This window comes from Sulfitobacter sp. PM12, assembly GCF_045586035.1.
GTDB classification, from domain to species: Bacteria; Pseudomonadota; Alphaproteobacteria; order Rhodobacterales; family Rhodobacteraceae; genus Sulfitobacter; species Sulfitobacter pontiacus.
Map to the genome: position 1 here is coordinate 1,976,843 of NZ_CP151529.1, position 11,646 is coordinate 1,988,488.

At 61.4% G+C, this 11,646-nt stretch carries 10 protein-coding genes; 3 read left to right on the forward strand and 7 right to left on the reverse strand.

Going from position 1 to position 11,646, the window contains the following annotated elements; translation table 11 throughout:
• Nucleotides 1-24: 24 nt before the first annotated feature.
• The gene (locus tag AADW22_RS09705; RefSeq protein WP_037944263.1) at nt 25-897 is read left to right on the forward strand and encodes an NAD(P)-dependent oxidoreductase; all 873 of its coding nucleotides are present in this window, start codon (nt 25-27) and stop codon (nt 895-897) included.
• 45 nt (nt 898-942) lie between these two features.
• Here the strand turns inward: AADW22_RS09705 and AADW22_RS09710 are convergent, their stop codons facing one another.
• On the reverse strand, nt 943-1,509 hold the full coding sequence (locus AADW22_RS09710) for a YSC84-related protein (protein ID WP_005853509.1): 567 nt from the start codon (nt 1,507-1,509) through the stop codon (nt 943-945).
• Between the two features lie 143 nt (nt 1,510-1,652).
• Nucleotides 1,653-2,651 (reverse strand): porphobilinogen synthase, encoded by a 999-nt coding sequence (gene hemB / locus AADW22_RS09715; protein ID WP_278426311.1) that lies wholly within the window; start codon nt 2,649-2,651, stop codon nt 1,653-1,655.
• A gap of 153 nt (nt 2,652-2,804) precedes the next feature.
• On the opposite strand from hemB, the gene AADW22_RS09720 reads away from it, so the two are divergent.
• Complete coding sequence (locus AADW22_RS09720) at nt 2,805-3,332, forward strand: hypothetical protein (protein WP_005853514.1); 528 nt, start codon at nt 2,805-2,807, stop codon at nt 3,330-3,332.
• 31 nt (nt 3,333-3,363) lie between these two features.
• Nucleotides 3,364-6,852 carry a transcription-repair coupling factor gene (mfd, locus tag AADW22_RS09725; protein ID WP_407473602.1) on the forward strand — a complete coding sequence of 1,163 codons (3,489 nt, stop codon included), beginning with the start codon at nt 3,364-3,366 and terminating at the stop codon, nt 6,850-6,852.
• Nucleotides 6,853-6,903: 51 nt separating this feature from the next.
• Here mfd and AADW22_RS09730 read toward each other — a convergent pair whose 3' ends face one another.
• From AADW22_RS09730 to mazG, 5 genes are all read right to left on the reverse strand, one after another.
• Entirely contained in the window at nt 6,904-7,725 is an 822-nt protein-coding gene (locus AADW22_RS09730) for a DUF533 domain-containing protein (RefSeq protein WP_005853518.1), read from the reverse strand.
• Nucleotides 7,726-7,869: 144 nt separating this feature from the next.
• Nucleotides 7,870-9,282 (reverse strand): protein adenylyltransferase SelO, encoded by a 1,413-nt coding sequence (locus AADW22_RS09735; protein ID WP_407473603.1) that lies wholly within the window; start codon nt 9,280-9,282, stop codon nt 7,870-7,872.
• A 42-nt stretch (nt 9,283-9,324) separates the two neighbouring features.
• Nucleotides 9,325-9,774: an N-acetyltransferase gene (locus AADW22_RS09740; protein WP_005853523.1), complete on the reverse strand. Its 450-nt coding sequence runs from the start codon at nt 9,772-9,774 to the stop codon at nt 9,325-9,327.
• Complete coding sequence (locus tag AADW22_RS09745; protein WP_005853525.1) at nt 9,771-10,712, reverse strand: nucleoside hydrolase; 942 nt, start codon at nt 10,710-10,712, stop codon at nt 9,771-9,773. Before AADW22_RS09745 ends, AADW22_RS09740 begins: the two co-directional genes overlap by 4 nt.
• Before the next feature lie 72 nt (nt 10,713-10,784).
• Nucleotides 10,785-11,609 carry a nucleoside triphosphate pyrophosphohydrolase gene (gene mazG, locus AADW22_RS09750; RefSeq protein WP_407473604.1) on the reverse strand — a complete coding sequence of 275 codons (825 nt, stop codon included), beginning with the start codon at nt 11,607-11,609 and terminating at the stop codon, nt 10,785-10,787.
• Nucleotides 11,610-11,646 lie beyond the last annotated feature (37 nt).

Here is an 11,646-nt window from a genome sequence, read left to right on the forward strand (position 1 = left end):
CAACTGAATGACAAGGAAAAGACGATGGCAAAGCTCGCATTTTTGGGATTGGGCGTGATGGGTGCGCCAATGGCCGCGCATCTGCAAAAAGCGGGGCATGACGTGACCGTGTATAACCGCACCACAGAGAAGGCGCGCGCTTGGGCAGAAACCCACGGTGGCAAGATGGCAGAGACGCCCAAAGCCGCCGCTGAAGGGGCAGAGATCGTTTTTTCCTGCGTCGGCAATGATGACGATCTGCGATCCGTCTGCGTTGGCGACGACGGCGCTTTTGCCGGCATGGGTGAGGGCACGATTTTTGTCGATCACACCACGGTCTCGGCAGCGGTTACGCGCGAGTTGCACGCGGCGGCGGATGCGCGCCAGATCAGCTTTGTCGATGCGCCGATTTCTGGCGGGCAGGCGGGGGCAGAGAATGGCCAGCTGTCCATCATGTGCGGTGGCGATTCCGGGGCCTTTGATCGTGCGCTGCCCGTGATGGAGGTTTACGCCAAGATCTGCCGTCGCCTTGGCGACAGTGGTGCCGGCCAGATGACCAAGATGTGCAACCAGATTGCCATTGCCGGTCTGGTGCAGGGCCTGAGCGAGGCGCTGCATTTCGCCCAGAAGGCCGGATTGGACGGGCGCGATGTCGTCGAGGTGATCAGCCAGGGCGCCGCAGGCAGCTGGCAGATGGCCAACCGCTACGAGACAATGCTGGACGATAAATTCGACCACGGGTTTGCCGTGGACTGGATGCGCAAGGATCTGGGAATTTGTCTGGACACCGGCAACGAGATCGACGCGAGCCTGCCTGTCACGGCGCTGGTCGATCAATTCTATAAGGATGTGCAGAAAATGGGGGGCGGACGTTGGGATACGTCGGCGCTGTTCAAACGTCTGAACGCCTTGGGTTAAGCCCAAAGCTGCCCGATCCGCGATGCTGCGGATCGGGCGTTTTGCTTAGGGAATGATGCGCGAATATTTCGTGCCTTCCAGTGTGGCACCGATACGCAGACCGGCGCGACCAAAGACGGCGGCCAGCACGGGGGCAAGCACGGTTGTGGTATCCGCTTCGACGCTTTCGCCACGATCCGAGATGACATATTCCAGATCGGCACCCGCGGCCCAACCGGGGGAGCGGCGGAAATCGCTGAGCGCGGCTTCGGTCATGAAGAACAGCACATGCGCGTATTGCTGCGCCCCGATCTGCAAGCCGCCCGTCGCCTTGGTGACCGAGTAATAGTCGACAGTCACGTTATTCACCCGCAGCGCACCACGGCCATAGGCACCGCCAAAGCCAAGGCCCGCCTCGGTCACCAGCGGCATGATCAGCATACCGTTGGATTTTTCCGCCAGTTGCCGCGTGTTGGGGAAGCTGCGGTACATCGCGTTGAGCGTCGCATCGACGCGGGCGTCGATCATCCCGCTGCCACGGCTGCCGACACCGTTGCCACATGCCGCAACGGCACCCGCGCTTGCAATCGCACCCAAAGCGAAAGCCCGGCGCGAGAAAGTGTTGTTTGTCATAGTCTTCTGCCTGTAATTGCCTGTGCCGGTTCATCCGGTTTCTGCGCGATCTTATGCTCAAAACCCGCGGGTGTCACGAATTTAGGGCTTGAATCGGCGGTGATCTGCCACAAGTGGCGTGCTATTTGCGCATCAAAGCCGCGTTATCCGTTCATCAACCGCGCCACGGCGGGGGCAAAATAGGTCAAGACCCCGTCACAGCCCGCACGTTTGAACCCCATCAGGCTTTCCATCATCACGCGGTCTTCGTCGATCCAGCCATTCTGGGCGGCGGCTTTCACCATGCTGTATTCACCCGACACCTGATAGGCAAAGGTCGGTGCCCCAAAGCTGGATTTCACGCGGTGGCAGATATCAAGATACGGCATGCCGGGTTTGACCATGACCATATCGGCCCCTTCGCGCAGATCACGCTCGATCAGGCGGATGGCCTCGTTGCTGTTGGCGTAATCCATCTGATAGGTCTTCTTGTCGCCGGTCAGCGCCCCCGAGGCCCCGACAGCATCGCGGAACGGGCCATAGAAGGCCGAGGCGTATTTCGCCGCGTAGCTCATGATCATCACATCCGAATGGCGCGCCCCTTCAAGGCCCGCGCGGATTGCGGCGATGCGCCCGTCCATCATATCGGACGGCCCGATGATATCGGCCCCCGCGTCGGCCTGCGCCAGCGCCATCTTGACCAGCGCCTCGACCGTGCGGTCGTTGACGATGATCCCGTCTTCGACAAAGCCGTCATGGCCGTTGATATTATAGGTATCCAGCGCGACATCGGTCATGAGGACCATATCGGGCACCGCCTCGCGGATCGCACGCAGGGCGCGGTTGGCGTTGTTTTCAGGATCCCAGGCACCGGCGCAATCCTCTGTCCGGTCCTCGATACCGGTGTAAGGAAAGATACACATCGCCCCGATCCCCAGATCAGCCGCCTCGCGCGCGGCGTCAACCAGCTTGTCAACGCTGCGCCGATAGACGCCGGGCATGGAGGGGACGGGCTCTTCCACGCCCTCACCGCTGCGCACGAATACCGGCCAGATCAGATCCCCCAAGGACAGCGCATTTTCACGGACCAATGCGCGGACGCCCTCGGATTGACGGGTGCGGCGCAGGCGGGTGGCGGGAAAGGGGGCTTGTTGGGGTCTCATGCAAAAATACCTCAGATGCTATCGGGCAAGGCTTGCCACGTATTTTTGCACGGCTCAAGGCTAGGAATTTCGCGAACGCGCCGCTATGACAGGCAGACGATTGTAGGGCAGCACGTCTGAACACAATGATTTCACTTCAAAGATGAGCGCACCTTGACCCTCTATCAGACAATTTTCGAAGTCATCGACATGCGGTCGTTTTCCAACCTGTGGTACTGGATCGCCGTTGCGGTGATCTGGTCTTCTGCCAGCCATTGGGTCTTGGGCGTGCCCTTTGATATGGTGCTGCGCGCGCGGCGCAACGGTGAACAGGCGCTGGTCGACCTGGAGGATATGGCACGCATCAACGTGAACCGTATTCTATATATCACCCAAGTGTCCGGCATCTGGATTTTGGGGTTCACCTGCTTTTTCATGACGATGCTCTTTACGCTGGCGGTTTTCTACCGTTTCGAATTCGCCCAAGCCGTGCTCTTGCTGGCCTTTCCGCTGTGTCTGGTAGGGGTGCTGAGCGTGTCGACCGCGCAGCAGATCCGCGAGGATTCCGGCACCGGCGACCGCCTGATCAAACGGCTGAACCGTCACCGTCTTTATACCCAGATCATCGGGATGATTTCGATTTTCATCACATCGATGTGGGGCATGTACCAAAACCTTTATACAGGTCCGTTTGGCGGTTGAAAAAACCGCGATCGGATACAGGTAGCTGCTGATGTCAGAGAAATCCCAAATCACGCTGTCCGGCGTTCCCGAAGGTTTTGACGCACAGGCGGTGCTGAACGAACTGGGCAAAAACGGCACACCGGTGTTGCATATTGCCCGTGATGACAAACGCATGGCGGCGATGCAGGCGGCGCTGCGCTTTTTCGCGCCGGATGTGCCTGTGGTCGTCTTCCCCGGATGGGATTGCCTGCCCTATGACCGCGTGTCGCCCAATGCCGATATCTCGGCGCAGCGGATGGCGACGCTGGCGGGACTGGTGCATGGAATGCCGGACCGTTTTATCCTGCTGACCACGCTGAACGCCGCGACCCAGCGGGTGCCTGCACGCGATGTGCTGCGCGATGCCGCGTTTTCGGCCCGTGTGGGCGACCGGATAGACGAGGCGGCCTTGCGCGGATTCCTTGTCCGCATGGGCTTTGTCCAGAGCCCGACGGTGACCGAGCCGGGCGACTATGCGATCCGCGGCGGCATCATCGACATTTTCCCACCCGGTGATCTTGGCCCTGTGCGGCTGGACCTCTTTGGCGATACGCTGGACGGGGCGCGTCGCTTTGATCCGGTGACGCAGCGCACCACAGAAAAGCTGGAGCTCGTGGAGCTTGCCCCCGTCAGCGAAGTCATCCTTGACGAAAGTGCTATCACCCGTTTCCGCCAGAACTACCGGATCGAATTCGGGGCCGCGGGCACCGATGATCCGCTATACGAAGCGATCAGCGCAGGGCGCAAGCATCAGGGCGCAGAACACTGGATGTCGTTCTTTCACGAGACGCTTGAGACCTTGTTCGACTATGTGCCGCGGGCGACGATCACGCTGGACGACCAACTGACCGCGCAACGTCTGTCACGGTGGGAGAGTATCGCGGATCAATACGAAACCCGCAGGCTGGCGATGGCGAACCGGTCGAAGATGGACAGCGTCTATAAGCCCGCACCGCCCGAGGGGCTGTACCTGACCGACACCGCGTGGGAAACCGCGCTGACCGGTAAACGCGTGATCAGTTTCAAGCCGCTCCCACAGCCAACGGGTCCGAATGTGCTGGATGCGGGTGGACGCTTGGGGCGCAACTTCGCGCCCGAGCGGCAACAGGAAACTGTCAGCCTTTTCGGTGCCTTGGCCGCACATATTAAAGCAAAACTTCAAGAAGGGCCGGTGGTCATCGCCAGCTATTCAGACGGCGCGCGCGAACGGCTGACCGGCCTGATCGAAGACGAAGGCATGGGCGAAACCATCGCCATCAAGAACGGCACCCGCATCGGCAAACGCGGGCTGCATCTGGCGGTTTGGGCGTTGGAACACGGGTTCGAAGCCCCGTGGGAAAGCGGCAGCAGCGCGTCGAAACTGACCGTCATCTCTGAACAAGACATCCTTGGCGACCGCTTGATCCGCGCGCCGAAACGTAAACGGCGGGCCGAGAATTTCCTGACCGAGACACAATCGCTGAGCCCCGGCGATCTGGTCGTGCATGTGGATCATGGTGTCGGTCGCTATCTGGGGATGGAGGTGGTGACCGCCGCCGGTGCCGCCCATGAATGTCTGCTGCTGGAATACGCCGAAAGCTCGAAGCTCTATCTGCCGGTCGAGAATATCGAACTGCTGTCGCGCTATGGTCATGACGAGGGGCTGCTTGACAAGCTTGGCGGTGGCGCGTGGCAGTCCAAGAAAGCCAAGCTCAAGGAACGCATCCGCGAGATGGCGGACAAGCTGATCCGCATCGCCGCCGAACGTGCGCTGCGCAAAGCGCCTGTCATGGATCCGCCCCCCGGCATGTGGGACGCGTTTTCCGCGCGCTTCCCCTATACCGAGACCGACGACCAGTTGAATGCCATCTCGGATGTGCTGGATGATCTGACCAGCGGCAACCCGATGGACCGGCTGATCTGCGGCGACGTAGGCTTTGGCAAGACAGAGGTCGCCATGCGCGCCGCCTTTGTCGCGGCGATGTCAGGGCTGCAGGTGGCGATTGTTGCGCCAACAACCCTGCTGGCACGTCAGCACTATAAGTCTTTCGCCGAACGCTTCCGTGGCTTCCCGCTTGAGGTGCGACAACTGTCGCGTTTTGTCACCGCGAAAGAGGCCACAGCCACCCGCGACGGCATCAATCGCGGCACCGTCGATGTGGTGGTGGGCACCCACGCGCTGCTGGCAAAGACGGTCAAGTTCAAGAACCTCGGCCTGCTGATTATTGATGAAGAACAACACTTTGGCGTGGGTCACAAAGAACGTCTGAAGGCGATGCGCACGGATATTCACGTGCTGACCCTGACCGCCACGCCGATCCCGCGCACCCTGCAGCTTAGCCTGACCGGTGTGCGCGACCTGTCGATCATCGGCACGCCACCTGTCGACCGTCTGGCGATCCGCACCTATGTCAGCGAATTTGATGCCGTCACCCTGCGCGAAGCGCTGTTGCGCGAACATTATCGCGGCGGGCAGTCCTTCTATGTTGTGCCCCGCATCACCGATCTGCTCGAAATCGAAGCGTTCCTGAAAGAGCAACTGCCCGAGCTGACGTATCTTGTTGCCCATGGGCAGATGGCCGCCGGAGAGCTCGACGACCGGATGAACGCGTTTTACGACGGGAAATATGACATCCTGCTGGCCACGACGATTGTGGAATCCGGTCTGGATATCCCGACGGCCAACACGATGATCGTGCACCGTGCCGATATGTTCGGTCTGGCACAGCTCTACCAGATCAGGGGCAGGGTGGGCCGATCGAAGACCCGCGCCTATGCCTATCTGACAACCAAACCCCGAGCCAAGCTGACGGCCACCGCAGAGAAACGTTTGCGGGTGTTGGGCAGCCTCGACACGCTTGGGGCAGGCTTTACGCTGGCGTCGCAGGATCTTGATATTCGGGGTGCGGGCAACCTGCTGGGCGAGGAACAGTCCGGCCAGATGCGCGACGTGGGGTTCGAGCTTTATCAATCCATGCTGGAAGACGCGATTGCCAAGATCAAGTCGGGCGAGCTGGAAGGCGTGATCGACGACGATGGGCAGTGGGCACCGCAGATCAATCTGGGCGTGCCGGTGCTGATCCCCGAGGATTACGTCCCTGATCTGGATGTGCGCCTCGGGCTCTACCGTCGCCTGTCCGAACTGACCACCAAGGTCGAGCTGGAAGGCTTTGCCGCCGAGCTGATCGACCGTTTCGGCAAGCTGCCGAAAGAGGTGAACACGCTGATGCTGGTCGTGCGGATCAAGGCGATGTGCAAACGCGCCGGTATTGCCAAGCTGGATGGCGGGCCCAAGGGCGTCACGATCCAGTTCCACAACGACAAATTCGCCTCGCCCGAGGGGTTGGTCACCTTCATTCAGGACCAACGCGGGCTGGCAAAGGTCAAAGAGAACAAGATCGTCGTCAAGCGCGACTGGAAAACCGATGCCGACAAGATCAAAGGGGCCTTTGCCATCGCCCGTGATCTGGCAGAGCATGTAATCGCCAAGGAAAAGAAGGCCAAGAAAGCAAAAGCCTGACCCGTTGCCGGATCAGGCTTTCACAACCGTCTGTCGTAAGGCCGCGCCGCTTTAGGTGTAGAGCGACGGCACCCCCATCTGCGCGTGGATCTCGTTCACCGCGGCGGGTTGCATCCCATAGGCGCTGGCCAGCTTGTGCAGATATTGCGCCTCTTCCTGCGTATCCAGATCGATCGCCAGCAGCGACATCGCATAGATTTGCGGGCCCATGCCGTCGGGGGTCTGGGCGACCAGCGCGTCGACATCCACAGGGGCTTCCATCTGGCCTTGCACGAATGCGGCCTCGTCAGCGTCCACGTCGCCCAGATGGTTCAGCAGCTTTTCACGCTCGGACTCATCAAATGTGCCGTCGGATTTCGCGGCCTGGATCATTGCGGCGATCATCAGCGCGGCGGTGGCCTCCTGATCGCGCGAGGGGGTGATTTCGGGGGCAGGGTTGCTATCGAATTGCGAGTTCAGCACCGCGCCAAAGTCTGCCTCTGGCCGTTCGGGGGCTTTTTGGCTCGCACCGCCCAGGCTGGACAGCAAGCCACCCGCACCTGCGGCACCTGCAAGCCCACCCAGCAGCCCGCCAAGGCCGCCCGAGCTGCCAGACGTGCTGGTGCCTGTGCCGCCGCCAAGCTGGTTCAGCAAACCGCCCAAGCCGCCGCTGCTGGCCCCGGACGATCCCCCCATCAAACCGCCCAGCATATCCTGCAGGTTACCGCCCGAGCCGCCTGTGCTGCCGCCGGTCAAACCGCCCAGCAATCCGCCCAGTCCGCCGCCGCTGCTGGCGCTGCCGGTCGTGGATTTATTCTTGTTCATCATGGCGCTGGCCCCTTTGGCCACAGCCACGCCAATCGCCACTTTGGCCAATGTTTTCATCAAGCTCATTATCGATAATCCTTTTGGGTCAAATCGCCTGCAAGTCTGTTGCAGTTTACTGTGCAAAACAACCAAAAGATCGCGGGGGTTCCCGCTTGTCGACGTGCTTGACGGTGGGACAACGGGTGGCACCTGCCACCCGCTGGCCGTCGTTCAGGTGCCGCAGAAGGTGGCCGGCACGATCTCCTGCGTCGTCGGCGCGCGGTGCAGATCGGCGTCGGTTTCGCGGTACGGGTGAGCAAGCGCTGTCATCAGCCGGTGGAACGGGTCCATATCACCGGCAACGGCGGCGTTGATCATCGCCTCTATCCGGTGGTTGCGCGGGATCACGGCGGGGTTGGCAGCATTCATGACCGATTTAGGGTCAGGCTCGGCCGCGATGCGCTGCTGCCACGCGTCGCGCCAGTTGGCAAAGGCCGCGCGGTCGGTGAATTGGCCGGCGGCGTCATCGCCTGACAGCGCGCGGAAAGCATTGGTAAAATCCGCGCCATCCGTTTGCATCAGCGACAACAGGGCGTCGATCAGTGCAGTATCTTCAGCCTTGGGCGTCGTGATCCCGATCTTGGCAGCAAAGCGTCTCAGCCAGGCTTGCTCGATCAACGCGGGCATGGCGTGCACGATCTCTGTCGCCTCGGCCACGCCGCTTTCGGGATCATCAAGCTGCTGCAACAATGAGGTTGCAAGCTGCGCCATATTCCACACGACGATCTGCGGCTGATTGGCATAGGCATAGCGCCCCTGACGGTCGATAGAGCTGAACACACGGTTGGGGTGGAACGCATCCATGAAGGCGCAGGGGCCGTAATCAATCGTCTCGCCCGAGATGGCGCAGTTATCGGTGTTCATCACCCCGTGAATAAACCCGACCGACATCCACGCCGCGACCAGATCCGCCTGTGCTGCGCAGACCGCGCGCAGCAGGCCCAAGGGCCCGTCCGCCTGCGGGTAGTGCCGCTGGATCGCATAGTCGGTGAGGCGGCGCAGGTTCTCAACCTCGCCCCGATGGGCAAAGACCTGAAACGTCCCCACACGCAGATGGCTTGCGGCGACACGGGTCAGCACGGCACCGGGCAGGGCGGTTTCGCGAAATACATCCTCGCCACTCTGCACAGCGGCCAAGGCGCGGGTGGTGGGGATGCCAAGGGCGTGCATCGCCTCGGACACCACATATTCGCGCAAGACCGGCCCAAGCCAGGCGCGCCCGTCGCCACCACGGGAATAGGGCGTGCGCCCTGATCCTTTCAACTGGATATCGCGGCGCTGGCCCTTTGCATCCAGCACCTCGCCCAAGAGGATCGCGCGGCCATCGCCAAGCTGCGGGTTGTAATTGCCGAACTGATGCCCCGCATAAAGCTGCGCCAGCGGATCGGCACCGGCGGGCAGTTCGTTGCCGCTGAAGATAAAGGCCAGATCCTCGGTCGATCCGTGGGTGATCCCCAGCGTCTTGGCCAGCGGCGCGTTGAAAGCCAGCAGTTTGGGGTCGGCCACCGGCGTCGGCGTGGTGCGGGTGAAAAAGCCATCGGGCAAGGCCGCGTAGCTGTTATCGAAGGGGGCTGATAATGTCATAGGGCAGATATAGGGGCCGCGGCCCCAGCTTGCCAGTCCGCGTCAGAATTTGCGCGACATGAACATATAGTTTTCGCGGGGGCGAAAGCCTGCACGGTGGTAAAGCTTCTGCGCGATCTCGTTGCTACGCTCTACCTCAAGATGGATCGCGCGCAGACCGCCGCCCGCCAGCGCATTCGGGACGGCCAGCAATGCCTCTGTCGCGATGCCACGGCCACGCACGCCGGGGCGCACGTAGATTTCATCGATAATCGCGTCCAGACCGCCGAATTCAACCGACCAGCCGAAGGTGATGATGATATAGCCGATGGGCGCACGGGCAGGGCCGATCAGATAGGCCACCCCATAGGGCGTGCCTTCGAGCAGAGGTGCCAGCCCGTTGCGGCGGTCGTCATCGGTCTGCTCGATCCCCGTCTCGGCGTGAAAGCTGCCCACGAGGGCAACGAGACGGTCCAGATGCTCTGGCTTGGCAAGGGTGAAGGCCGCGCTCATAGACGGGCCAGCCGTTCGGTCAGCAGGGCAAAGAAGCCATCAGAATCCAGATCGCCCATAAAGGTCGCATTGGGGGCGCGGTCGGTCACGCCCCACCAATCGGCGACGGTCATGCCCATGGTCAGCTCTGACTCTGTCTCGATCTCGACGTTGATGTGGCGGCCTTTGAACAGATCGGGGTTGATCAGATAGGCGGTAACGCAAGGGTCATGCAGCGGCGCGCCGTCAGAGCCGTATTTCTCTTTGTCGAACCGTTCGAAGAAATCGGTCATTTCCGCCACGGCGATGCCCACGGGCGTGCCAAGGGCGCGGAAAGCGTCGTTGCGCGCTTTGGTCACCAGCGCCTTATGGGTAACGTCCAGCGGCATGACAACGATAGGCGCGCCGGATTTAAACACGATATCAGCGGCTTGCGGGTCGACGTAGATGTTGAACTCCGCCGTTGGGGTGATGTTACCCCCTTCGAAATAGCCGCCGCCCATCAGCACGATCTTGGCGATGCGATCGGCGATATCGGGTGCTTTTTGCAACGCGGTGGCGATATTGGTCAGCGGTCCCAGCGGGCATAGCGTGACGGTTCCCGGAGCGTTATCGCGCAGCGTGTCGATGATGAAATCCACCGCATGGCCTTCGGCCATCGGCATGGTAGGTTCGGGCAAATCGGGGCCGTCCAGCCCGGTCTTGCCGTGCACATGCTCTGCTGTGACCAGTTCGCGGCCCAGGGGGCGGTCGCATCCGGCAAAGACTTTGACATCCCGTTTGCCTGCCAATTCGCACACGATCCGCGCGTTGCGCGAGGTGAGGTCCAGCGGCACATTGCCCGCGACGCAGGTGATCCCCAGAACATCAAGCTCTTCGGGGCTGGCCAAAGCGACAAGGATCGCTACGGCGTCATCCTGACCGGGGTCCGTGTCGATAATGATCTTGCGCGGTGTCATGGGCTCTCCTGTCTTGGCTGTGCCAGAGCCTTGCCGCAAGTGCCGCGACTTGTCCAGCAGGCACGGGCGGTCCTAGCTGCGTTCCGCCCGTTTTACATCCTCCCACAAGGCATCCATCTCGGCCAGATCACTGTCAGAGGGGGATTTACCTCGTGCGGCCAACCGCGCCTCTACGCCGCTGAAGCGGCGGATGAATTTGGCGTTGGCGGCGCGCAGGGCAGCTTCGGGCTCGACGCCAAGATGCCGGCCCAGATTGGCCATGACGAACATCAGGTCACCGTATTCCTCGGTGACCTCGGCCTGGGTCAGCGTATCGCGCGCCTCGACCAGTTCGGTCGCTTCCTCGGTGATCTTGGCGATCACATCATCGACCTGCGGCCAGTCAAACCCGACACGGGCCGCCCGTTTTTGCAGCTTGTAGGCGCGCAGCAGCGCGGGCAGGCCAACGGCCACGCCGTCAAGCGTTCCCCCCTGGGCCTTGCCCGCGCGTTCTGCCGCCTTGATCTTTTCCCAATCCGCGGTCTGCTGCTCGGCCGATTTATCGCGGCTTTCATCGCCGAAAACATGCGGGTGCCGCGCGACCATCTTGTCCGAGATATTGCGCACCACCGTCTGAAAGCTGAACCGCCCGTCCTCTTCGCCCATGGCCGTGTGATACACGGTCTGGAGCAGCAGATCGCCCAACTCTCCCTCAAGCTCGGGCCAGTCGCGACGCTCGATCGCATCGGCGACTTCATACGCTTCTTCAATAGTATAGGGGGCAATGCTGTCGAAATCCTGTTCGATATCCCAAGGGCATCCGGTTTGCGGGTCACGCAGGCGGCGCATGATTTCCAGCAAGCGTTCGATCCCGGCGTCGCGATCGTGGATCAACGCATCATTTCTTGTCTCGGCCATTGCAGCCCCCATGTGTCTGATGTCAGATGCAACCTGA